This is a genomic window from Flammeovirga sp. AWQ4_249 (genome assembly GCF_056161045.1).
Genome location: NZ_JBSWYJ010000001.1, coordinates 393,435 through 418,100 on the forward strand (window position 1 = coordinate 393,435; position 24,666 = coordinate 418,100).

Here is a 24,666-nt window from a genome sequence, read left to right on the forward strand (position 1 = left end):
TTTAAGAAAGAGGTTGTCGTTTGATAACCTCTTTTTTATTCCTCAAGAATCTTCTTGTTATAAATAATAATTCCTAAGTTGAAAAGTACCATAATTTCCTTATCCTCTTCATTATAATGATTTAAAGATAAGGATAATGGTCCAATTGGGCTTTTATAAACAACAGAAGCAGCGGCAGCATAATTTAAATTATTCAAATCAAAAAAGTCATTTTCTATTTTTTCAGCAACTATATTATTGTCTTGGGCGGTGTATTCAATATGAGAATGGAAAACATGTCCTTCTAGTTGCAAACTCAAGTTATGGGACCATATTTTTTTGATCAATTTTAATCCACCTGCAGCAAAAACTGGAGATCTAAAACCATCTAGAAATAATGATTTAGAGTCGATTAATGGATAATAAGCCATTGAATTAGCAATAGTTGAAGGAACAGTAATGGATTCTTCATAATTAGAATATGCCAAATGAGCTCTTGCACCAACGGTCATAAATTTTAGTGGGAAATATTGTTCATACTTTGCTTGAACTGTAAACCACTGTCTATCCCAAGTTTGGCTAACTTGATTTCCTATATATATATCAAAGTCATTTACACCTTGTATATTCTTAGCAGATACTTTGATATGACGTCCACGAGTTGGAAAAGTTTTAGCGTTTAAAGTATTGGTTTCCCATTCAATACCGTAGGTCCAACCTTTTAGTCTTTCAGACCCATTTAAATCCAGAGGAATCGTTTGATTTGATGAAGAATCTTCTAATACCAACACTTGGTCGTATTGATCTTCATTCCAAAAATAACCTCCAAAAGCAGTGAATTTACCTTTTCTACCAGTAGCAAAACTACCTTTCAAACCAGCATAATTGTCAGCTCTTAATAAGTTAAGTTTGCCTTGCGGTTCAAAAATTAGTTCTTGAGCATTAGCATAATTCCATCTATTTAAAATAAATTCAGCTCCAACAGAAAAGGGAATATGTTTAGCATACATACTTTCAATTTCAGTCTTTACAGAACTATAAAAAGCTCCTGCGAAGGCATTCACACGAAAAGTATTTAATGACCTACCAAACATACTAAATTGCCCATTGATATAAGCTTGCCCAATATTTCGAGAGGCAATATTACCACCTACGCCTACTCTAATTTTTTTATTTGGTGTTACATCTAAATGTAATTGAGGATTTAAATCTGTAGAGTCATAATAGAAGTACGCATCAATATTACTGAAGTAATTATTGGAAATCAGCATGTTGTAGCGAACTAAAAGTTCATCAATTGATGTATTCTTTCGGCGGTTAGGCTTAATGATATTTCTTAAAAATAAACGTTGGTTAAACGTAAGATTATCACCAAGATCTACATGTGTTATTTCTTCTGCATTAGGTGTGAAAAGTTCATTGTATTCACTCTTTTTGGGTTGCACTTTAGGTTGGTCTTCACCATAGACTTTTAAGATGCTTTCTATTTGTGATTGTGTATACTCTTCACCTATACTTATTAATGTATCTACTGGAGTGAAATCAGCGGATGAAAAATCATCAACAGGAACTCCTAAATAGACATCCTTATTAAGATTAATATCTTCTTTAGGATAGGTGTTATTCATAATGATGTACTTCAAAACATTTCCTTTGACCATTTCATCAGCATTGTCATAAGGATATTTATCAATCATATCATGAGCACCAAGGTTAACAGCAATAACCATATCAGGAGCAAACTCTTCCTTCATGACATCAATAGGAATATTATTATATACACCACCATCAAAAAGATACTTTCCATCGATTTTAATTGGCCTAAAAGCGAGAGGGACTGCCATAGAAGCACGGATTGCTCGTTCTAATTGACCTTCTTTTATTGTGACTGCTTTTCTTTCGAAAATGTCACTACCGACACATCTAAATGGAATACTTAGACTATCGAAATTGTAATTTGCTTTGTAAGAAGCTTTATATAATCTTGCTGAGAGTGCATAATTCAAAGAAGCATCTTTAACAATAGTAGGGTTCCAAGATACTGCGTAATTAGAATCTAATTCTATATTGAAATTAATCCATTCAGCACCTCTTTCTTGTCTACCAAAATAAAACTCATCATTTGGGTCAATTTGCCCAGATACCCAAACTTGAAATTTTGGATCTCGCATAAAAGATTCTAATTCATCACTAGTGTAGCCTGCAGCATAAAAACCACCAACGATAGCCCCCATTGATGTACCAGCGATATAATCGATAGGAATGCCGTTTTCTTCTAATACTTTAATTACACCAACGTGAGCAATACCTTTTGCTCCACCACCGCTAAGTACTAGTCCTACAGTTTTCCTTTTTGAAGGATTTTTAGATATAGAAACTGAATCTATTATCGATTGACAGAATGATGAATTAGAAAATATTAAGATTAATAAACAGGAGAATGTATAATGTCTGATGAATTTCATAGAAATAAAAAAAGTCCTTGTTAGTCAATCTACCAACAAGGACTCAGAAAAAATAATTTTTCCTATAAAAAGATTACAGATTAAATGCAGATTTGATTTTTTCTACATAATCAAGTTTTTCCCAAGTGAAGAACTCAACATCTTTTTGTTCTGTAATTACTGTAGTAACTTTTTTACCATCTTGCTCTACTACTTCAGTTCTGTTGATTTCGACTGGAGCTGTGTAAGGAGCTTGTCCCATATGACCATAAGCTGCAGTAGGAAGGAAGATAGGATTTGTCAGCCCTAAACGCTCAACAATAGCACTTGGACGCATATCAAAAATACCTTCAACTACTTTCGAGATCTCTGCATCTGTCTTGTCAACATTGGCAGTACCATAAGTTGTTACATTTAATGAAACTGGAGTGGAAACACCAATTGCGTAAGCAACTTGAACTAATACTTCATCTGCAACACCAGCAGCTACTAAGTTTTTAGCAATATGTCTAGAAGCATAAGCCGCAGATCTATCTACTTTAGAAGGATCTTTACCTGAGAAAGCACCACCACCGTGAGCGCCTTTTCCACCGTAAGTATCTACGATAATTTTACGACCAGTAAGACCAGCATCACCATGAGGACCACCAATTACAAATTTACCAGTTGGATTGATGTGGAAGATTGTATCAGCATCGATTAATTCAGCTGGAATAACAGCACTGATTACGTGCTCTTTTACATCTCTAGCAATTTGAGCTAAAGCCTCATCATCTGATAAACCTGGGAATTCGTCATGTTGTGTTGAAACTACGATAGTATGTACTCTTTTTGGAGTATTGTCTTCGTCGTATTCAATTGTAACTTGAGCTTTAGCATCTGGACGTAAGTAACCAATTAAATCATTGTGATTCTTACGGATGTCAGCTAATTTTTTTACAAGTGCATGAGAAAAAGCTAAAGCCATTGGCATGAACTCTTCTGTCTCTTTTGTCGCGTAACCAAACATCATACCTTGGTCACCTGCACCTTGTTCTTTATCTACACCTTCGCCAATGTTTACACCTTGAGCAATATCAGGAGATTGGCTGTGAAGTGCCACCTGAACACCACATGAGTGAGCAGCAAATGAATAATCTTCTTTATCATAACCGATTTTCTCAATCGTATCTCTTACGATATCTGGAATCTCAACATATGCTTTTGTTGTTACCTCACCAGCGATAACAGCTAAACCAGTAGTTACCATTGTCTCACAAGCAACGCGAGATTTAGGATCTTGTTTTAGCATAGCATCAAGTATAGAATCAGAAATTTGATCTGCTATTTTATCAGGATGTCCCTCTGAAACGGACTCGGATGTAAATAAATATGTCATTATCTTTAATTTATTCTATTTTTTAAATTTAATATTCCATTGCGTGATATATTCATAATCATCGCCTTTAGGAATAGTACCTTCATAAGATACTTGTGATGAGCCAATTTGCTCTATATCAAAAGACTTTATCGTCTTGATTTCTCTATTCAATTGCCAATCAAAATAGTATTTAGCAGAATCTATTGAAAGTGAAAAAGCATCTTTTGCTTCTTCAGATAGTGGAATATTAGCATTAAGAATGGATAACCAATTAATATTTTGTGTCCATTCAGCTTTCTTTCGTTTCATTTTTAAATATTGCACTTCTTCATTGCCGTCAATTTTATTTAAAGCAGAGTTTAATGCGTTTACATCAACGAAAGCGAATTTCATCCCTAATTTCCAATTAAGGGTATCCACAATCTCTTTACAATCATATACTCCAGGTATACCATTGAGATCATTACTAATTAACGATAAAGGTTCTTTGAATTTACTCGCTTGAAAAATTGCAGCTCCCTCTGTAGTGCGGTATGCAGTAATAATCTCCATCATAGCTTTACTTTCAGAAAAATCAAAAGTAAAGGAATAATCTCCTTTTCCATCTGCCATAACTTGCAAGGTCTCCTGCAGTTCAAAACAACTGGTAAAGAAAAATGAAGAGATAAAGATTAGTATTCTGATTTTCAAGTTAAATTATAAATACAGTTATCATTAATTTAGTTTAACTCATCAGAAAAATCAGCCGTGAAGCTATTGCCAGTATGTCTATTTTTAGGAGATAAACTCATCTATTCCCGAACACCTTCGAGCTGGGAGTTAGCACCTTGCTTTGTGGAGCGCAGGTTGCTAAGACATCATAGGGCCCAGTCCCTCTATCTTTCTTGATAAGTAATTGGATGCAAATATAGGAATTTGAGAATAAAGACAACATATTATTACCATTCTTTTTCAAATCTTTATTGTTGTAACAACTATTTTCCACTTTTTTTAGAAAAATCAGATTTCTACAGATTTTAAACAGAATTGAAAGATATGTTTGCAATGAACTTAAAATTCTTTCCATTCATGTTTAAGAAAACCTATACTTTAATCACGCTTCTATCGTTTTTCTGTATCAGCTCACTTTTTGCAAACGACCCTCTTAAGCCAGGTGTAATTTCAGGAAAAGTTACTGACGGAGAATCTAATGTTGCTGTAGAATATGCTACAGTTTCAATCTTTGAGCAAGCTACCCATTCATTAATTGGCGGTACTGTTACTTCAACAGATGGTATTTTTACTGTGAAAAATATCGAAGAAGGAACATATACTGTCGAAGTTACTTTCATCGGCTTTCAAAAGACGATCATTGATAACATTACATTAGCAAAACCCAATATGAAAAAAAATCTTGGGGTTATTAAATTAAGTACTGACGCTGAAGTTCTTGATGCCGTAGAGGTAGTAGGAACGCAAAATAGTGTTACCTACGATATTGATAAAAAAGTAGTTAATGTAGGAACTCAATTTGCTGCTATGTCTGGTACAGCAGTAGATATTCTTGAAAATATTCCTTCTATCACTGTAGATGGAGACGGAAATGTAAGTTTAAGAGGTAGTTCTGGATTTACAGTACTAATTGATGGTAGACCATCAGTATTGGATGCCTCAGAAGCATTACAACAAATACCCGCATCAACTATCGAAAATATTGAATTAATTACCAACCCGTCGGCAAAATATGACCCTGACGGAACTGCCGGCATTATCAACATTATCACCAAGAAAAATAAATTAGAAGGCGTAAGTGGTGTTTTCAATGCCAACGCTGGTATGTATGGTAGACTTGGTGGCGATTTCCTGTTAAACTTCAAACGTAAAAAACTTAATTTCTTTGTGGGGGCCAATTACAACAAACGTCCAGGTCCAGGTACTTATAATTCTGAACGTGTTACTCAAATTGGAGATACCACTTCATACATTGTTTCAGAAGGTGACAGAGAGCGTACTTTTGAAATCTCTGGTGCACAAGCGGGTGTTGAATTCTACCTTTCAGATAATGACTTCTTAAAAGTATCATCTAAAGTAGGTGAATTTAAGATGTACGGAGGAATGGATGCTGATTTTTATGAGTATCAAAGAATTGGCGATAGTGATGCTCCTGTAAATGAGTACCGCTATGTCTCTAAAGAAGATTGGGAAAGAGGTGGCCTATATTATAATGCCAACCTTGCTTACCAACATAAGTTTTCTAATAAAAAAGGTCATGTTTTAGATGCTATGGTAGATTATGGCGGAAGAGATATGTCTGAAAGTTCTAAAAATGAATTAGTACCTGTAGGTGCTGAAATTCCAACTTCAGGACAACAATCTAAAGAGTATGGTCCATATCATAGAGTTAGAGCGAAATTAGATTATACATTGCCAGTTGGTGTCAATGGAAAAATTGAAGCTGGATGGCAAACAAGATGGAGTACTTCTCAAGACATAAACGAAGTAGATACTTTAAACCTTATCACAGGTGATTATGATTTCAATCAAAACCTTAGCTATACAACAAATTATACAGAAACGATTCATTCAATATATGGTATCTATTCTGGTAAAATTGGCAAATTAGGTTACCAAGGTGGTTTGAGAGCAGAATATACTGGTAGAGATATTAATCTTGAAGGAACTGATCAAAACTATCCAGTGGATCAATGGAACTTATTCCCAACAATTCACCTTTCGTATAGTTTACCACAAGATGATCAATTAATGTTGAGTTATTCAAGAAGAATTGAGCGTCCTCGTAGCTATTATTTAGAGCCTTTCGTTACTTGGCAAGATGCTTTCAACGTAAGAATGGGTAACCCTGCGTTATTACCAGAAAATATTGATTCATTTGATTTTGGATACTTAAAAACTATTGGAGATAACTTGACAATTTCATTTGATGCGTATTATAGAATGACGCAAAACAAAATTGAAAGAATCCAAACGGTGTATCCTGAAGATGTAAATGTAATCTTACATACTTTTGCAAATGTGGGTAATGACTATGCATTAGGTACTGAATTATCGATCAACTATCAACCATTCAAATGGTGGACAATTGATTTAATGGGTAACTTATATGATTATAGAGTAGAAGGTGAGTTAGAAGGGCAAAGTTTTGACAATCAAAACCTAACATGGAGTAGCCGTTTTAATAACACATTTAGAATTACAAAAGATACTCAAATTCAAATCAACAACAGATACACAGGAGAGACTGTAACTGCACAAGGTAGAAATGAAGGTTACTTCATGATGACTGCAGCAGTAAAACAAAACTTACTGAAGAAAAAACTTACTTTAACTGCATCTATGAATGATGTTTTAGGAACAGCTAGACGTAAAAGTTACTCTTCAGGTCCTGGATTCAATAACTTCACAGAAGATTTCAGATATCCACATGTTTTTACAGCGACTTTAACGTATAGATTAAACAACTTCAAGCCTTCAAGAAGAGGTGGTGGCGACGGAGGAGGAATGATGGAATTCTAAAAATTCTTAAGGGTTTTTGAACCTTAAAGAATCTAGATTATCTTTCCTTCAAAATAAATAATGATGCATGAAGTTATTATTAATTGAAGATAATAAAGAGTTAGCCAACGATGTATCTACAGCGCTCAAAGATCAAAAGATCAATATTGAGCATGTAGATACATTGACTTTAGCCAAAGAAAAAATCGGAGTATATCAATATGATATTCTAGTGGTAGACCTCGGTTTACCGGATGGAAATGGGCTAGAGGTGGTCAAACTCATTAAAGAAATAGATCCTAATTCAGGAGTACTTATCGTTACTGCTAGAGATAGCATTGACGATAAAGTACTTGGATTGGAATTAGGGGCAGATGATTATATTACGAAGCCATTTCATATGGCGGAATTAATCGCTCGTGTACGTTCTTTATTTAGACGTAAAAAATTTAAAGGCAGTAATATTATTGAATTAGGTGAACTAAAAGTTGATATTCTGTCGAAAGCCGTTTTTATTAATGGTGATGCAATTGAACTAACAAAAAAAGAATATGACCTCCTTATTTATTTCTTATATAATAAGGATAAAATGTTGACCAAAGAAAATATAGCAGAGCATCTTTGGGGAGATCATATTGACCAGGCAGACAGCTTTGATTTTATCTATTCTCATATAAAGAACTTAAGAAAAAAACTGCAGAAAAATGGAGGTGTAGACCGTATCAAATCAGTGTATGGTATGGGCTACAAGTTCTCTAGTAATGTTTAACTATCGGTATTATAATGGCCAAGAAAAGGACTTTTAATTTATTATCTAGAATTACATTTTTCTACCTCATTTTTACATTTGTGGTATTTCTTTTTTATGCCAAATTTTTGACAAGCGAGGCAGATGAATTCATTGATTCTGATTTAAATAGAAGGTTTTCTTGGGTGGAAAAAAGAGTGAAATATTACTTAAATAAAGGGACTCACCCTGATTCATTAATTGGTAATACAGTCAATCTCATTCAAGAAGTTTCTCAAAATTGTAATGCTAAAGACTATCCTGTTAATGAGGATGTTACTGTATATCATGATGAAATTGAACGTAATTTAATTCACCGTAAAAGAATTGTTTTAATTGAAGCAAATGATAAGTTATATAGAGTAGAAATGCATAAGGAAGTGCAAAACTACTACTATTTCCGAGATGATATTTATGAACTTATCATCCCATCATTTATCGTACTAATTCTTTTAATCGTAGTATCAAATGCTCTTTTATCAGGTTACTTTCTACAATCTTTTAAACGTATCCTTGAACAGATGCAACGCTATAAAGTAGGCGGTGATCATAAAATAGAAGAAGTTCCTACGCGAACTACTGAATTTGTTGAATTACAGGAACTGTTTAACAAAATGGTACAACGAATTGATACGGATTATAATCACCTCAAAGAATATACAGAAGATATTGCTCATGAAATGCAAACCCCACTAGCGATTATCAGAAACAAAGCAGAAGCTTTAATGATTTCTGAAAAGTTAGAGGAAGAAGATGCTAGAATTATCAAAACGATATATGATGAAGCCAATCATATTTCTAAAATTGGCTCAACATTGAACTTGATTACTAAAATTGAGAACGGAGAATTTACAGATGTAAAAACTATCCAAACCAAAGAAGTAATTGAAGGGCAGATTGAAGCTGTAGAAGAATTGGCTCAGTTAAAGGATTTAAGTATTCATAAGAGTTTAAATGAACTTCATGAATTTAAAATCGACCCATATCTTTTCGATATTATCCTTAAAAATCTTCTTAAGAATGCTATCCGATATGGAGAATCAAAAGGAGCCATAAAGATCTCAACTACGGAAGAAGAATTTACAATTAGCAATTATGGTATACCACTTTCTATTGCTGAAGATCAAATTTTTAAACGTTTTGTAAAAGGATCTACTTCTAGTCAATCTCTAGGTTTAGGTTTAGCATTAGTTAGTAAAATATGTAAAGTATCAGGGTTAGATATTCAATACGAATACAAACGTGAACAACATATTTTTACAATTAAGGAGAAAAAGTAATACAAATTTTGGAGTAGTAAAGAAGTCTTTTTAATTTAAATATGATAATAGCTTTACATCTCAAACTTACTTTTTCATATGAGACGCCTCATCGGAATTATTTTTGGAACAATTGCAATTGCAGTTCTTTATATACTTGGAAACTTATTCTTTTTTGAATCAAAACAATCATCTGTTTCTCAAGTAGATAAAGAAGAGGTAAATGACTCCGCTAAAGTTCATTTATCCGAAGCAATCCAAATTAAAACGATTTCTTATGATGACCCAGCATTAATAGATTCGAGTGCTTTTAATGCTTTTAAATCCTATTTATTTAATACCTATCCTAAGGTATTTGAGCAAACAGAACATCATTTATTTAGTAATTATACTTTTTTAATTAAATGGAAAGGTAGTCAGCCTGCTCTAAGACCTATTGTTCTAATGTCACATTATGATGTTGTACCTGCTTTAGAGGAAAACCTGAAAGAGTGGCAACAACCTCCTTTTAGTGGCAAAATAGTGGATGGCGTCATTTGGGGAAGAGGAGCTATTGATGATAAGATTGGTGTAATAGGTATTATGGAAGCTGTTAATGCTCTTATGGAGTCAGGTTACCAACCCGAAAGAAGCATTTATCTATCTTTTGGTCATGATGAAGAAATCATGGGCTTAAAAGGTGCGAGTGCTGTAGCACATTATCTAAAACAAAAAGGTGTTGAAGCTGAATTTGTGCTTGATGAAGGAGGCTATATTACACAAGGATTAGTACCAGGTATGCAAAAAGATGTTGCTTTAATTGGTACAACAGAAAAAGGATATTTGACGATAGAATTATCCACAGATATTGAAGGAGGCCATGCCTCAATGCCAAAGAGTGAAAATGCTATTGGTGTTTTGTCAAAAGCAGTGAGTAATATAGTTGATCAACCTTTTCCCTCTTATATATCACCTCCTTTACAGGATTTCATAGAGTATGTTGGACCTGAAATGCCTTTCGCCTTAAAGACGGTATTTGCCAACTCGGATTTATTAGAGCCAGTGCTTATGAATGTGTATGAAAAAGCACCATCATCAAATGCTTTGGTAAGAACTACAGTTGCTCCAACAATTTTAAAAGCAGGTCTAAAAAGTAATGTGCTTCCTAAAAAAGCACATGCAGTGATTAATATTAGAATTCTTCCAGGAGAAACTATTGACTATGTATTTGAATCTATCAAAGAAAAAGTAAACAACGAAAAAGTACATTTCAAGATTTTGAATAAATTAGAAGCAGCAATTGTCTCTGATCCCAAAGAACCTTCTTATATTGCATTAGATCAATCAATCAAAGAGATTTTTGGTGATATTGTTGTATCTCCTTACATAATGATTGCAGCATCAGATTCAAGGTATTTTTCAGAGATATCTACAAATATTTATCGTTTTTGCCCCTTTCATTTAAATAAAGATAATCTTAAAACTTTTCATGGAGAGAATGAGAGAATTGGTGTTGTTGAATTCGAAAATGCAATACGTTTTTATAAACAATTAATTAGAAATACCACCCACTCAAAATAAGTGAGCAAATTAATACCAAACACTATATCAATTAGGTGCTATCAAGCCTTACTATTTACAATTTTAATTCATGTATCAAATCTTGTATTTTCTCAGAATAATTCTGTAAAAGGGAAAGTTTTAGATGCGACAACATTGAAACCTGTAGGTTATGTACATTTATTGATTAATTCATCTACACAAGGAACATCCACTACAGAGAAAGGGTATTTTGATTTACAGAATGTTCATAAAGGTGATAGTATTCATTTAAGTTGTTTAGGGTATAAATCAATCTCTATTGTTGCAGATACTTTGCTGCGTACAAATGAAAATGTCATCTTTTTGCCTAAAGAAGTAACTGAATTAGAAGAAGTTGTTGTGGGTAGGAGAGGGTATGAAAATCCTGCTTGGGAAATCATTCGCTTGGCGATGAAAAATGCTAATGCTCACAATTATCAAGGGAATGAGGATTTTTCTTATAATTCTGCAATAAGGACTAATATTTATATTACAGATACCCATGAAGATTTTAATAATCGCCGCTTAATAAAGGAGGCAATTAAGAGAATGCAAGAAATCGATTCTTTGCCGACTAATGCAAAAGGATTTCCTGATATTCCTGTTTATTCATCTTCTTCCAAGCAAACAGTACATTATGATGCAGGAAGAAGGGCTGAAGAAAGAGAACAAAGTTATTACAAAGAAGTATTTCTTGGACCTGAGTTTGAAAATCAATTCAAGCAAGGTCTTGATAATGAAAAAACGACCATCAATTTTTATCAACAATGGTTACGTTTCCTTGCTAAAGATTTTTCATCTCCTTTAAATCCAACTTTTAAAAATTATTACGATTACGAATTGGTCACTTATGAAAAAGTGGATGGAGATTGGTGCTATCGTATTAATTATATTCCTAGAAGGGATAAAGACATGACCTTTGGTGGGACATTATGGATTACAGATGAAAAGAAAGGCTTTGCGATTAAAAAAGTGAAAGCCGAAATAGGTAGAGATTCTCCGATTAATTTCATTGATAGTATTGCTGTAGATCAAAAATTAGCTCCATTAGATACCTCTAACATTTGGTTTCCTTATCATCAAAATCTAAAACTTTGGGTTGGAGGGAAATTAAATAAAGATTGGACAAAATTTTTGGTGGATATTTCAACAGAAAACTCTTTCGCATCTGAGGATAAATTGCTTGAAATTTCTGAACCAGATACCGTTGTTTTTGCCATGTTAGATACGGTAAAACAGATGCCTTCTGTAAAAGCTACTGCGAAATTAATTGATATGGGTGTGACGGGTTATTATAGAATGGGAGGTTTTGATTTTGGACCACTTACCGTTTTGTATGCAAGAAACAATGTTGAAGAAAATCGTTTTCAGGCAGGGGGAATAACCAATACACAATTAAACCCCAATTTTGTTACAGGTGGATATGCAGCTTATGGTACGGGTGACAAAGAATGGAAATGGGGACTAATGGGTAAGTATATCTTGAATCATGATAGTTGGACTTATATTTATGCAAGAGCACAACATTCACTACAACGACTAGGGGCAGGGATCACGTATCCAGGTCAAGATCCTTTCTTTTGGATCTCTCAATCTTGGGGAGATTATGCCAATCCTTATTATTTGGATGAAGTAAGAGTTTCTGCCAATTCATATATCGCCGAAGGAGTACAGTTAAGAGGAAGTTTTACATATAAGGATGAAAATTATTTTGAAACGGCTTTAACGGATACACTGGTTTTTGATCAAATCACTACTTCTGAGATTTCGGGATCAATAATTTTTGATTTTGGAAAAAGGTATGTTTCAAGTCGTCATTTGAATAGGTATGTAGCGGCAAGTGGAAAATTACCTACTATTTCATTGACATATAAAAGAGGTTTACCAGATGCATTCAATGCTACAGCAAGTTATCATAAACTTGAATTTGATATGAATCATCGATTTAAAATGGGAGCTTTGGGACGTATGGATTATAGATTATCTTCAGGTTGGTCTCCTTCAACAGTTCCTTTTCCATTATTATTCGTACATCAAGGAAATAATATAAGGTACATCTACAATGCTTCAAGTTATAATTTAATGGATTTTGGTGAATTCATGAGTGATAAATATGCAAGTATTCGACTCTTTCATCATTTCGATGGTTTGTTACTCAACCGTATTCCTATGATCAAAAAAATGAACGTGAAAACGTTTGCTATCGCTAATGTTTTGTGGGGATCTGTTTCAGCCGAAAATCAAGAAGCCAATGTTAATCCATGGGATACAGAACAGGAAGGCTTTGGTAGCTTGGATGCTTCTACGCCTTATGTAGAAGTAGGAGGTGGTGTAGAAAATATATTTAGAATGGTCAAAGTGATGTTTTTGTATAGAGCGACTTATCAAGAAAACGCTACAAGAAAATATGGGATTATGTTCGCTGTGACACCTGAGATTTAAACCTAAAAAAGGCCACTCTACGTAGATAGAATGGCCGAAAGTAGTTATGTGTGTGTATTGATCAAGTTTTTTGTTTCTTTTTCTTAGCGGCAGGGAATAAGATATTATTCAATATCAATCTGTAGCCGGGTGAATTAGGGTGAAGATTTAGGTCGGTAGGTTCCTCACCTACAAAGTGTCTATAATCTTCAGGATCGTGTCCTCCATAAAATGTCCATGTACCTTTACCAAAAGTTCCATGAATATATCTTGCTTCCTTTGCAGATTCTGCTTGTCCTAGGATAATAACATCACTTTTAATTAATTTCTTTTTAAAAGCAGTAGTTTGTCCCATAAAACCTTTAATCTGACGTTCATGGTTTTGTGTCAACATTGTAGGAACTGGGTCCCATTTAGCAGAAAAGGCAAATAATTCAAAAAAGTCATTTTCTTCTCTTAATCCTCTTTCATAGGATTGATTATCAATTTCAGAATATTCATATTGATAAGGATCAAGTTTTAATTTGAATCCAGTAAATGCAAAAGTATTATCATAATTTAGGTGATCATGTACATTTGAATCAATACCATCACCATCATACATATAGTCACATATATCTACACCATCAGCTGCAAGAGCAATATCATAAGTATCTGTAGCAGAACACATGGCAAATAAGAAACCACCACCTGCACAGAAATCTCTGATTTTCTTTACTACTCCAGCTTTCAATTGAGATACTTTTTCAAATCCATGTCTTTTGGCAGATTCCTCAAATTGTCTTTGTGCTTCGATATACCAATCTTCACGTCCATATGTCGCATAAAATTTACCATATTGTCCTGTGAAATCTTCATGATGTAGATGAAGCCAATCATATTTAGGTAATAAATCGGCCATTACTTCGTCATCAAAAATGACATCATAGGGGATTTCAGCATACGTAAGTACCAAAGTTACAGCATCATCCCAAGGTTGTTTAGAAGGAGGAGAATAAACGGCTATTCTAGGAACAGCATCTAAACGCATGACATCCATATTGGATTCTGGATGTGAGATTTCTTCTTTGATTTGGAGAGCTTGAGCATTAGAGATGACATCATAACTAACACCACGTATCACTAATTCTTGTTCAAAATTTGTAGAATTTTTAAATAAAAAACTTCCACCACGATAGTTTAGTAGCCACTCAGTCTCTTGTTCTTGTCCCAAAACCCAGAAAGTCATCCCATACGCCTTGAGGTGATTACTCTGACTATGATCCATAGGTATCAGAATGTAATTCCCCAAAGCATTAAAATGGGTTAATAATATCAGGCTAATAGTATAGAACAATTTCATATGTAATTGTTAAGTTAAATAGTTAGGCTCGCAACCTTTATAAAAAAAGTTGCCTTGGAATTGTAAAAAGGTTAATAAAATTCCAACAATCGTTTAACAGAAATGTTTAAGTAATGCGGAACTTTTAATCTATATTTAAGTTACAATACTTTTTAATGTATATTTGTCTAGAAATCTCACTTTTCAAGAGAAATATTACATTGTAAAGTTTTCCTTTTTTTTAAAGAAAAATGAAGGGGATAAGATTGTATTATTTTTAGAATCATCAATTCAAGCATGTATATACTAACATACCTTTTAGAAGCAATATCTTCAGTCAAAGCGAACAAACTTAGGACTTTTCTAACATCAGCTATGATTGCAATAGGAATTATGTCACTTGTAGGCATTATGACAGCGATAGATGCTGTTCAAGGTTCCATTAATGATGGAATGTCAGATTTGGGCGTAAATAATTTTACAATCAATGATTTAACAAGAAGAAGAGGTGCTTTTGGAAGGAAAGTTTCAAAAAAGAATCCCATTACCTACGAAGAAATTAAAAAATTCAAGAAATTATTACCTGTAGAAGGAAAGGTGAGCGTCAATACGACAATCTCTGGAAATGTGGAAATTAAAAGACTTTCTAAGAAAACTACACCAAATTACGCAGTAGTTGGGGTTGATGATGCTTATCTAAAAAACAATGGTTATAATATCAGTAAGGGTAGATCTTTTTCATCTATTGAATTAGCACAAGGACAAAATGTTGCTGTAATCGCTCAAGATGTTTTTGATGCTTTATTCAATAAAAATGAAGAGGCAATTGATAAAACAATCGGTTTTTATGGAAAGAAATACAGAGTAATCGGCTTACTTGAAAAGAAAGGAGGAATTGGTGAAGGTGACGCGGATAGACAAGTATTTATTCCATTAGTCAATGCGAATAAATTTGCGACTACACGAACACTTAATTATGTCGCCACTGTAAATACGACTGACCCAAGAGGTATTGATTATGCCATGGGAGAAGCAAGAGGGGTATTAAGAACAATCAGAAAAGATCAATTAGGAAAACCAGATTCTTTTGAAATAAGACGATCAGATTCTTTAAACTCTGAATTTGATTTAATGACTATAACGCTTAGAATTGGTGGTGTAGCCATCGCATTGGTTACTCTACTTGGTGCTTCAATTGGATTAATGAATATCATGATGGTATCTGTGACTGAACGAACTCGAGAAATTGGTATACGTAAGGCAATGGGTGCAACACCTAAAGCTATCCGTCAACAGTTTTTATTAGAAGCAATCTTCATCTGTTTGATCGGAGGAGCTGTAGGTGCTGTCATTGGTGCTGGAATCGGAAATGTAGTCGCTATGGTACTAGAATCCGATACTTACGTTGTACCTTGGGTATGGATGGTTATATCTATGTTCGTGTGTGTAATAGTAGGTGTTCTATCTGGCTTTTTTCCTGCAAGTAAAGCTGCACGTTTAGACCCTATAGAATCATTACGATTTGAATAATTTTAAGCACGTATTAGCCTTTGATTTTTAAATTCTTTGGGAGTAATATTAAATTGTTTTTTGAAAACCATTGAGAAATGAGACCCACTTGAATAGCCTAGGTCCATAGCAATCATTGACAATGTTTTATCTCCTTGTAATAATAAATCTTGTGCTTTAGAAAGTCTTATTTCTTGATGGTATTGATGAATTGTCAAACCAAAAACAGTCTTAAATAAAACTCTTAATCTACTTTCACTTAAGCCACATTCTTCTGACAAATGATCCATAGATATGGGCTTATGTGTCGTATTCTCAAGAATTTGTTTTGCTTTATAAATAGGTTCAGTATTGAGGTCAAAATGATTATCTTTTTTCATTCCTTCTTTATCGATCATTCTTTTGAAAAATAAAGTCATGAAATAATCACTTAATAAAGCGATATGTTTATCTGCAAAAATATCTTCTTTATCTACTTCATAAAATTCATTGAAAACTTGTTTTAACTTAGGAACGAAAGCTTCAAAATGATAGAATGACTTGTCCATAGAAAATAAATTCATTAGAACTGGTGACATTGTGATATATTGATATAAATAATCACGTCTGATTCTAATCATCAATAATTTCATATTTTCGGAAGCTTTAAATTTCCATTCTAATGCTTGATTAGTTCTTATGGTAAAGATTCCTAAAGAATCAAATTTGAATTGTTGATCTACATCTTTATTTAAAAACTTAACATCAATTGGGTCTCCTAAGAAGAAAGTGACATAATCTTTATTATCCAAAGCTTCTCTTTGAACAATTTTTTGTTGTTTTAAATTTAAATTTAATCTAGCAACTATTAAATGATCATTACAATTAAATCCACTGATCTCTCCTCTTCCATTTTCGTTATTGAAAGTCACAGTGTTACTTTTTAGTTGTCCATTTAATAAGTCTGCCCAAAAATTTAATATTTGTGATAATGATAGTGGTTTCATTTTGAAGTTATTATTTCGTTTTGGTTGTCAATGTTTTAACGAAATTTAAACAAGTGTAGAATTCTTTAATTTGATCTATAATCATCGATTTTTGATTGTGAAACGTGTATTTTTACACTTATTTAGATAATGACTGTTTCAATCATCTTTTTTTACCAGAGTTCTATCTTTTTTTACTAAGTCACTATAAAATACTTTCTTATCCTATCAGGTTTTGATTATCATTTTTTAAATACACCGTTTGAGTTGGGAAAGCAAATTCAACTCCAATCTCTTGTGCCATATTTAATATATCAAACATTATTTGTTCTCTTAAGTGAAGCTCTTCATCCCAACTTCTAGTCACAAAAAAGATATATAACAATACATCTAATGATGCTGTAGAAAAGTTGTTTAATCTTACTTCATAAAGATCTTGACGTATTTTCGGATTACTAGTAACCATCACTTTTATTCTATTGATAAACTCTTCAATCTTCTCTGGAGGTGTATTATAAGGAAGAGAAAGGACCGTTTTATATCTTCTATATTTTCTTTTTTCAATGTTGTCAATATTACTGTTGACCATTGTACCGTTTGGAATATTGAGTAGGGAATTGGCAAACGTTCTAATTCTTGTAGTTCTAAATCCAATTTCTTCCACAACACCTTCTTGACCATTAATCGATACCCAATCTCCTACTTTAAAAGGTTTATCAGCGAATATCATTAAAGAACCAAAGAAGTTTTTCACCGTATCTTGAGCTGCAAATGCTAAAGCAACACCACCAAATGATATACCTGTAACCAAGTGTGATATGTCAAATCCAAAAATACTCAAGCTAAATAATATACCAACTACGATGAAAATAATTCTAAAACTAACCCCAATTATGGGTAAAAGGTTAGCATCTAAAGAAGTTGATTTTTTATTACTATACAATCCAATTCTAAGGATAATTAAATCTGCTATATGGTAAAGGAAAGAGATGAAAAATAAGCAACTTAATAGTTTTGCTCCTGTCATTATAACGAAAGTCAAATGCTCAGAAAGTAAAATAAATGGTATGAAATTATACCAAAGAAGTGAAATAATAATAATTGCTATAGGTAATCTCAACTTTGGAAAAATCATAGAATTTAATTCATCCTTAGAAAGCTTATTAAAAAAGTGTTTTAAAAACCTATTTGTTACCCAAATGGAAAGTTTATAAAATAAATAACTAATGGCAATCAAAGAGATGATCATCAGCCATTGCCAACTTTTCAATCCAAAGTAAGGTTTTGACAACTGTCTTACTGAGGTAGATTTGAATATAATTTTACTTATAATAGAAGGGTAGCTCTTATTAAATAAATCATTGATTTTTTCCGTAGAGTATACAGAATAGAGCCAATCACCATTCTCTTGTTTTTCTAAATAAATACTGGGTAATTTTGAACTTATGAAATATCTATTGGTTTTAGTTTTAGGATCAATAAAATCCTTTTGCAAAGGAAAATCATCTGTATCCAGATAAATTCCATTCTTAAATAGCACAAGTTTTAGTTTTATAGCTAAGTCTTCTTTTTCTTTTTCTGTAAGTTCTAGATTAGGAAATACTTTACTAGCGACTTCAGGATGATAGGTGTCTTCGTCTAAATTAGAAATTTGGGTATGAATAGTGTGATATGGTGAACTCAATGAGTATTCTACACCATGATAAACATTAAATTCATAAAATGTATGATCCTGAGGATAACTAGATAGTTCCTTTTGAACTTCGGCCATGATTGGCAATGAGATTTTAAATACTATTAATAATATGAGAATTAAAATCTTATTTGTTTTTGTGATAATTGTGTTGACCATAATTGTATAGCAAGGATTATATATGTCCTTAATTCAGGTTTAAGTTCGGTTGTATGTAGCTCATTTCGAGCTGATAATACTTTAAAGAACGAGATTGTTTTCATTCAATTATATATTTTTTGATTATCATCTTACAAAATCCTTTTACTAGAATTTAGTAATCAAATTTTATATAGTTATAGTGAAATTCTATATATTTATTCGTGTGCAGCTGTCGTTCAATGAGTTATACCTTATATATACACTATAGACAAAAATTCGCAATGCACATCTTTTCGAAAGACAGAATGTACTATAAGTTTGTATGGTATAATCTATTTCGAAGTTTAAGATTCTTTGATCCTTTCATTATACTTTACCTTACAAGCTTAGATATCAGTTTTACAAAAATTGGCGTACTTTATTGTATCAAAAAACTGGTATCAACATTATTAGAAATACCCTCAGGCTTTTTGGCTGATATTATAGGCCGAAAGAAAATATTAATCCTAGCATATTCAGCCTATATTGCTTCATTTATTATCTTTTTTGCCTTACCACATTTCTTATACCTATGTATAGGGTTCATACTCTTTGGCATAGGAGAGACGTTCAGAATTGGAACGAATGAAGCTATATTGATTACTTATTTAGAACAAAAAGGCTGGTTAAGTGATAAGACGGAATATTATGGAGATGTCAGAGGTTGGGGACAATTTGGTATGGCTATATCTTCAATTCTTGGTGGTATTATCGTTTATTTCACACATTCCTACCGCATCATTTTTATATTATCGGTAATTCCTTATGTAATTAATGTATTTATAATAAGATCATATCCAGATGAATTAGATAGAGATAAAAGTCAGGTCTTATCGAAGTATCCATTTGAAAATTTAGGGAAAGAACTTTTATTAATTTTAAAAAAGCCTTCTTTATTAAGAATAATCGGTAATGCTAATTTGCATGCTTCATTCTTAGAATCGATTAAAGATTTTATGCAACCCGTAGTAGCTACATTGGCCATCAGTTTTGCATTTTTAAAAACAACAAATGCGGATAGTCCTAAAGTTGGAATTGTCGTGGGTACGATACTTTCGATAATTTTTATCATCTCCACTTTTGCTTCAAGAAATGCTGAAAAAATAAGAAAAGCTATAGGGTCTGAAAAATTAGTTTTAGAGGTTTCTTTAGTAACTGGATTATGCTTAGGAGTTTTATCAGGAATGTTTTATATAGAAAGTAATTTCTGGATGGCTATTCTTTTGTATGCCTTTATTTATTGGATTGATACAGTACGTTTCCCATTAATCAATACATGTATAGCAGATGAAACACCCTCAAAATTATTGTCCACATTATTATCTTTTAATGCTTTTGTAAAGGCACTATTCTCGGCAACATTCACATTGATATTTGGTGTACTAATAGATAAATTGGGAGTAGGAGAAGGGATCATCACTTTAAGTTTTAGTCTTTTAATCTTGTACTTTTTATCCATTTGGATGTCAAAAGTGTACTTGCATCTCGTATTGAAATCAAGCCAGAGAAAACACAAACATAAAGTGATGAATTAATATTTTAAACCGTTATGGCTCTAACTTTTAAAGAGGAGCCATTTTGTTCAATCACTTCTATAGGGGTATCTTTTCCAATGAAATCACCTTCTGAAGTAGCATCGAAAATTTCATCTTCAATTTTAATTTTACCGGCAGGTCTTAAAACAGTATGTGTAATCCCAGTTGCTCCAATATGTGAAGTAACTAAGAAATCAGCAGTATAACCTTTGGTTGAAGTCATGTCATCATCTAAAACAACGCCTTTCATTATTGGGCTGCCAATTAATTTGTGTCCAAATAAGAATACAGTTCCTCCACCAACTAATACAGCAGAAGTAACACTGATTAATGCGGTTGCTATTTTAACACTTGGTACAAAAGTGAAGTCTAAAAAGTCATTACTTAACATCACTAAAATCAAACCACCTGTAGTAAGGGTAATACCAGCAATTCCTGTAATACCAAAACCAGGAACCACAAATACTTCAAGTAAGATGAATGCTAAACCAACAGCTATCACAAGTAATTCCCAATTGGCCGCCATTCCATTTAAATAATAAGGAACTAAATACAATATACCTGCAATAATTGCTGCTGCTATAGGAAAACCAATACCAGGAGACTGTAATTCAAAGAAGATGCCTCCCAAAATAATTAGTATCAGAATGCCACTGACAAAAGGGTTTAAAAAGAAATTAATGATATCCTCTGTGACAGTAGGTTGGTATCTCTTTAATGTATAACTATTAATATTATTACGTTTAATGATATCTGCTATCGAAGTTACTTCTGCTTCACAGTATCCATTTTTTATTGCCTCATCGGTAGTAAAAGTGATAACTTCACCTTCTTTAGAAATACCTTCTATAACCAAATCTTGATCCACCATAGCTTCTGCTATTTTAGGATCTCTATGATTCGCTTCAGCTGTCGAACGCATCATAGAACGCATATAAGATTGATATTTATCTGGAGCTTTTTCACCTGTACCGCCTAACACAACTGTTGCGGCTCCAATATTTGCTCCTTGATCCATATAAATTGAATCACAAGCTATTGAAATCAAAGCACCTGCACTCGCAGCATTTTTATTGATATACACATAAACAGGTTTAGGATAGTCCAATACTAATTGGCGAATATGGTCAGCATCATCTACAGCTCCTCCATAGGTATCCATATCAATGATGACATAATCAGCATTTTTTTCTGTAGCTTCAGCCAATGCATTTTCTACATGTCTAGATGTCCTAGGGTCTATTTCTGCTTTAAGATCAAAGACATATACAATAGGCTCTTTTTCGTCTCCAAAACTAGTAAGACTATAAAAAAGTAAAAAGAGGATATATATCGATTTTTTCATTTCTTGAAAGTTTATTTTGATAGCAATTTAATATAAACTGTCTATTTATTAACACCTTTTCAAGAAGAATGGTTTATTATTTTGTTGTACATGAAAAGATTGAGATTTTATTTATTCATTCATATTGAAAAATTAATGAATATATAGATCTTTGAGGCATATTCATGAAGAAACAAACAAAGTTGAGAAATAAATATACATTTGAAGCGCATGGCATCATTTGGAGAGTAATGTATGATGCTACTTTAAAAGTGATACTTTTAGAGATGAGAGATGGTGACCAAAAAGAAGTAAGTTTTGCAGCGCTGAATGTTACTTCAGGTGAAGTGCTTTGGGAAGGCTTACAATTAGAAGAAAATTGGTGGGTTTCTATGGCAGGGGTCAAAGATGGTATGCTTTATTTTTCGGAATTTGAAAAAGATAATGCAATCCCCAAAATAAAAAAGCTTCAGAAACTTTCAATTTTAGAAGCCACACTAATAGAAGATAATACAGAAGACCCACAAGGATTATTAAGTGCGGAATTTTTTGATCTACCTATCGTTTATCCAATAAATACGACGCATCATACCACTTTAAAAACATTCTTAACTCAAAAAGATTATAAAGTGAGTGAGGCGGATATTCATTATTTTGAAACACTAAATGAAATAATTTTTGTTTTCAATGAAAATAATAATGGTGTTCTTCAAAGAAAACTACTAATTTGTGACAGAGAGGGAAATTCTATATTCGAAGAAATCATTGATGCTACAATAAGCAATCAGATTATGGATAGTTTCTTTATCGTTGAAAACACACTCTTATATATTAAAAATAAAGAGCTATGGTGTGGAATTCCTCTCAAAACCCCGAACAATTAGTCCTTGAAAATTAACAATTAACTTTATGAGAATTCTTATCGTAATTCTTTTCTTTTTTACATTAACATTAGATTCAGTTTTTGCACAGACTACGCTTTCTCACACAGTAGAAGACCAAGAAACACTTTTTTCGATCTCAAGATTATATAAAATAAGTGTTCAAGAAATTATCGATGCAAATGGTATAGAAAATAATGTCATTAAAATTGGACAAGTATTAACCATTCCACAAACTGTTGCGGTTACAGAAGTAAAAGAAAATAACTTTGATAAACCGGCAACTACTTTAAAAACGCGTTCATCGCTTTACAAGGAAGCTGTTTATTACACAGCAAAAGAAGGAGAAACATTGAGAGATGTCGCTTATATTTACCAAGTTCCAGTAGACTCATTAGCAGTATGGAATGCTTATCTTCCAGATCATATACTTTCAAATGGTCAACAAATTGTAGTTAGTATTACAGGTGAACTCAATACGGTAGATAAGAAACAGCAGGAAGTACAATCCAAAAGTTTTGCAGATTTAACTCAAGAAGAAGCAAAGGAATATGATATTCCAATGCAAAAAGTAGAAAGAGGAAATGGTCAAGTCGTTGATTTACCTAATAATACAAGTAAATTAATGGCTTTACATAGAAAGGAAACTGTAGGGTCATATATCAAAGTTATCAATCCTAATAATGATATGGAAGCAATCGTAAGAGTGGTTGCAGCCTTACCTGATCAATCTATTGAGGAAGGAGTCATTATTAAAATTTCTGAACAAGTAGCCAAGAAGATTGGAGCTGTGAATCAAGAATTCAGAATTAGAGTAGAATACAATCAATAAATATGAGGATAGCATTTTTATCCACTTTTTATCCTTTTAGAGGAGGAATTGCTCAGTTTGGAGGAGCATTATATAAAGCGTTGGAAAAGGAAGGACACGATGTAAAAGCATTTACATTTAAAAGACAATATCCAGATTTTTTATTTCCGGGAAAGTCGCAATATGTAGATGAAAATGATATCTCAGAAAAAATTGAAAGTATAGAAATTCTAGATTCTATTAATCCCATATCTTATTTTTCTACAGCTAAGGAAATTAATAAGTTTAATCCAGATGTTGTAATAACACAGTTTTGGATGTCTTTCTTTGGTCCATCTTGTGGTACAGTTGCTAAATTGGTTAAGAAAAACTGTAAGGTGGTAGGTTTATTACATAATGTAATACCGCATGAGGGACGCTTTTTTGATAAACCTTTCACGGAATACTTTCTAAATCAGCACGATGCTTTTATCACAATGAGTGATGCAGTTGAAAAAGATTTAAGAATATACGAACCCAATAAACCATCCATGTTAAGGCCTCATCCTCTTTATGATCATTTTGGTGAAATTAAATCAAAAGAAAAGGCAAGAGAAGTTTTAAAAATTGATCCGTTAAAAAAGACGATATTATTTTTCGGATTTATTCGTGATTACAAAGGTTTAGATCTTTTGATAGAAACTTTTAATGTAATGGGAGATGAATATCAGCTCGTGATAGCTGGTGAAGTGTATGGCTCTTTTGAAAAATATCAGCAACTCATTGATGCTAATCAAAACAAGGACAGAATATATTGTTTCAACAATTACATCTCAGATCAAGAAGTGACCAATTATTTCTCAGCTGCAGATGTTTGTGTTTTGCCTTATAAATCAGCTACTCAAAGTGGTGTTACAGCAGTTTCTTTACATTTTGAAGTTCCAATAATCGCTACTGATGTAGGAGGATTAAAAGAATTAGTGAAAAATGGTAAAACAGGAGAAATAGTTCCAACAGCTACGGTGGATCATCTATTAAATGCTTTCAATACTTTCTTTGGCAGGGATGAGAAAATCTACAGAGATCATATCCAAATACTCAAGGAAGAAATGTCATGGGAAAAATTTGGTGATAATCTTATTCAATTTATTGAAGAATTAAACTAA

At 32.8% G+C, this 24,666-nt stretch carries 17 protein-coding genes and 1 riboswitch; of the genes, 10 read left to right on the forward strand and 7 right to left on the reverse strand.

Going from position 1 to position 24,666, the window contains the following annotated elements; genetic code table 11:
* Positions 1 to 35: 35 nt before the first annotated feature.
* From ACXAHM_RS01560 to ACXAHM_RS01570, 3 genes are all read right to left on the reverse strand, one after another.
* Positions 36 to 2,444 (reverse strand): patatin-like phospholipase family protein, encoded by a 2,409-nt coding sequence (locus ACXAHM_RS01560; protein ID WP_474958633.1) that lies wholly within the window; start codon positions 2,442 to 2,444, stop codon positions 36 to 38.
* 73 nt (positions 2,445 to 2,517) lie between these two features.
* The gene (gene metK / locus ACXAHM_RS01565) at positions 2,518 to 3,801 is read right to left on the reverse strand and encodes a methionine adenosyltransferase (protein WP_474958634.1); all 1,284 of its coding nucleotides are present in this window, start codon (positions 3,799 to 3,801) and stop codon (positions 2,518 to 2,520) included.
* A 15-nt stretch (positions 3,802 to 3,816) separates the two neighbouring features.
* A complete protein-coding gene (locus tag ACXAHM_RS01570; RefSeq protein WP_474958635.1) occupies positions 3,817 to 4,473 on the reverse strand; it encodes a hypothetical protein in 657 nt (218 codons plus the stop codon).
* Positions 4,474 to 4,567: 94 nt separating this feature from the next.
* Positions 4,568 to 4,677: riboswitch (SAM riboswitch) on the reverse strand.
* Between the two features lie 174 nt (positions 4,678 to 4,851).
* Between ACXAHM_RS01570 and ACXAHM_RS01575 the strand changes: the two genes are divergently transcribed.
* The 5 genes from ACXAHM_RS01575 to ACXAHM_RS01595 all read left to right on the forward strand — a co-directional run bounded on the left by ACXAHM_RS01575 (position 4,852) and on the right by ACXAHM_RS01595 (position 13,323).
* Positions 4,852 to 7,296: a TonB-dependent receptor gene (locus ACXAHM_RS01575; RefSeq protein ID WP_474958636.1), complete on the forward strand. Its 2,445-nt coding sequence runs from the start codon at positions 4,852 to 4,854 to the stop codon at positions 7,294 to 7,296.
* 67 nt (positions 7,297 to 7,363) lie between these two features.
* On the forward strand, positions 7,364 to 8,044 hold the full coding sequence (locus ACXAHM_RS01580) for a response regulator transcription factor (RefSeq protein WP_474958637.1): 681 nt from the start codon (positions 7,364 to 7,366) through the stop codon (positions 8,042 to 8,044).
* A 14-nt stretch (positions 8,045 to 8,058) separates the two neighbouring features.
* The gene (locus tag ACXAHM_RS01585) at positions 8,059 to 9,342 is read left to right on the forward strand and encodes a sensor histidine kinase (RefSeq protein WP_474958638.1); all 1,284 of its coding nucleotides are present in this window, start codon (positions 8,059 to 8,061) and stop codon (positions 9,340 to 9,342) included.
* 78 nt (positions 9,343 to 9,420) lie between these two features.
* Positions 9,421 to 10,881 (forward strand): M20 family peptidase, encoded by a 1,461-nt coding sequence (locus tag ACXAHM_RS01590; RefSeq protein WP_474958639.1) that lies wholly within the window; start codon positions 9,421 to 9,423, stop codon positions 10,879 to 10,881.
* Complete coding sequence (locus ACXAHM_RS01595; protein ID WP_474958640.1) at positions 10,882 to 13,323, forward strand: DUF5686 family protein; 2,442 nt, start codon at positions 10,882 to 10,884, stop codon at positions 13,321 to 13,323. It begins immediately after the preceding gene.
* A 61-nt stretch (positions 13,324 to 13,384) separates the two neighbouring features.
* On the opposite strand, the gene ACXAHM_RS01600 is transcribed toward ACXAHM_RS01595, so the two are convergent.
* Entirely contained in the window at positions 13,385 to 14,644 is a 1,260-nt protein-coding gene (locus ACXAHM_RS01600) for an asparagine synthetase B (RefSeq protein ID WP_474958641.1), read from the reverse strand.
* 276 nt (positions 14,645 to 14,920) lie between these two features.
* Between ACXAHM_RS01600 and ACXAHM_RS01605 the strand changes: the two genes are divergently transcribed.
* Positions 14,921 to 16,153: an ABC transporter permease gene (locus ACXAHM_RS01605; RefSeq protein WP_474958642.1), complete on the forward strand. Its 1,233-nt coding sequence runs from the start codon at positions 14,921 to 14,923 to the stop codon at positions 16,151 to 16,153.
* A 2-nt stretch (positions 16,154 to 16,155) separates the two neighbouring features.
* Here ACXAHM_RS01605 and ACXAHM_RS01610 read toward each other — a convergent pair whose 3' ends face one another.
* On the reverse strand, positions 16,156 to 17,118 hold the full coding sequence (locus tag ACXAHM_RS01610) for a helix-turn-helix transcriptional regulator (RefSeq protein ID WP_474958643.1): 963 nt from the start codon (positions 17,116 to 17,118) through the stop codon (positions 16,156 to 16,158).
* Positions 17,119 to 17,317: 199 nt separating this feature from the next.
* Positions 17,318 to 18,868, reverse strand: coding sequence for a mechanosensitive ion channel family protein (locus tag ACXAHM_RS01615; RefSeq protein ID WP_474958644.1), 1,551 nt, complete (start codon positions 18,866 to 18,868; stop codon positions 17,318 to 17,320).
* Between the two features lie 344 nt (positions 18,869 to 19,212).
* Between ACXAHM_RS01615 and ACXAHM_RS01620 the strand changes: the two genes are divergently transcribed.
* Entirely contained in the window at positions 19,213 to 20,505 is a 1,293-nt protein-coding gene (locus ACXAHM_RS01620) for an MFS transporter (protein WP_474958645.1), read from the forward strand.
* Between the two features lie 4 nt (positions 20,506 to 20,509).
* On the opposite strand, the gene ACXAHM_RS01625 is transcribed toward ACXAHM_RS01620, so the two are convergent.
* Entirely contained in the window at positions 20,510 to 21,850 is a 1,341-nt protein-coding gene (locus tag ACXAHM_RS01625) for an NfeD family protein (protein ID WP_474958646.1), read from the reverse strand.
* Positions 21,851 to 22,014: 164 nt separating this feature from the next.
* Between ACXAHM_RS01625 and ACXAHM_RS01630 the strand changes: the two genes are divergently transcribed.
* Genes ACXAHM_RS01630 through ACXAHM_RS01640 form a run of 3 tightly spaced genes read left to right on the forward strand, consistent with a single transcriptional unit; the run spans position 22,015 to position 24,666 of the window.
* Positions 22,015 to 22,713, forward strand: coding sequence for a DUF4905 domain-containing protein (locus tag ACXAHM_RS01630; protein WP_474958647.1), 699 nt, complete (start codon positions 22,015 to 22,017; stop codon positions 22,711 to 22,713).
* A 25-nt stretch (positions 22,714 to 22,738) separates the two neighbouring features.
* Positions 22,739 to 23,542 carry a DPBB and LysM peptidoglycan-binding domain-containing protein gene (locus ACXAHM_RS01635; RefSeq protein ID WP_474958648.1) on the forward strand — a complete coding sequence of 268 codons (804 nt, stop codon included), beginning with the start codon at positions 22,739 to 22,741 and terminating at the stop codon, positions 23,540 to 23,542.
* 2 nt (positions 23,543 to 23,544) lie between these two features.
* On the forward strand, positions 23,545 to 24,666 hold the full coding sequence (locus ACXAHM_RS01640) for a glycosyltransferase (RefSeq protein ID WP_474958649.1): 1,122 nt from the start codon (positions 23,545 to 23,547) through the stop codon (positions 24,664 to 24,666).

Excerpts from the sequence above, each read along its gene's own strand:
- ACXAHM_RS01585 (WP_474958638.1), top strand. The coding sequence starts at position 8,059 with ATGGCCAAGAAAAGGACTTTTAATTTATTATCTAGAATTACATTTTTC.
- ACXAHM_RS01640 (WP_474958649.1), top strand. The coding sequence starts at position 23,545 with ATGAGGATAGCATTTTTATCCACTTTTTATCCTTTTAGAGGAGGAATT.
- ACXAHM_RS01560 (WP_474958633.1), bottom strand. The coding sequence starts at position 2,444 with ATGAAATTCATCAGACATTATACATTCTCCTGTTTATTAATCTTAATA.
- ACXAHM_RS01620 (WP_474958645.1), top strand. The coding sequence starts at position 19,213 with ATGCACATCTTTTCGAAAGACAGAATGTACTATAAGTTTGTATGGTAT.
- ACXAHM_RS01605 (WP_474958642.1), top strand. The coding sequence starts at position 14,921 with ATGTATATACTAACATACCTTTTAGAAGCAATATCTTCAGTCAAAGCG.
- ACXAHM_RS01580 (WP_474958637.1), top strand. The coding sequence starts at position 7,364 with ATGAAGTTATTATTAATTGAAGATAATAAAGAGTTAGCCAACGATGTA.
- ACXAHM_RS01625 (WP_474958646.1), bottom strand. The coding sequence starts at position 21,850 with ATGAAAAAATCGATATATATCCTCTTTTTACTTTTTTATAGTCTTACT.
- ACXAHM_RS01610 (WP_474958643.1), bottom strand. The coding sequence starts at position 17,118 with ATGAAACCACTATCATTATCACAAATATTAAATTTTTGGGCAGACTTA.
- ACXAHM_RS01600 (WP_474958641.1), bottom strand. The coding sequence starts at position 14,644 with ATGAAATTGTTCTATACTATTAGCCTGATATTATTAACCCATTTTAAT.
- ACXAHM_RS01575 (WP_474958636.1), top strand. The coding sequence starts at position 4,852 with ATGTTTAAGAAAACCTATACTTTAATCACGCTTCTATCGTTTTTCTGT.
- ACXAHM_RS01590 (WP_474958639.1), top strand. The coding sequence starts at position 9,421 with ATGAGACGCCTCATCGGAATTATTTTTGGAACAATTGCAATTGCAGTT.
- metK (WP_474958634.1), bottom strand. The coding sequence starts at position 3,801 with ATGACATATTTATTTACATCCGAGTCCGTTTCAGAGGGACATCCTGAT.
- ACXAHM_RS01630 (WP_474958647.1), top strand. The coding sequence starts at position 22,015 with ATGAAGAAACAAACAAAGTTGAGAAATAAATATACATTTGAAGCGCAT.
- ACXAHM_RS01615 (WP_474958644.1), bottom strand. The coding sequence starts at position 18,868 with ATGGCCGAAGTTCAAAAGGAACTATCTAGTTATCCTCAGGATCATACA.
- ACXAHM_RS01635 (WP_474958648.1), top strand. The coding sequence starts at position 22,739 with ATGAGAATTCTTATCGTAATTCTTTTCTTTTTTACATTAACATTAGAT.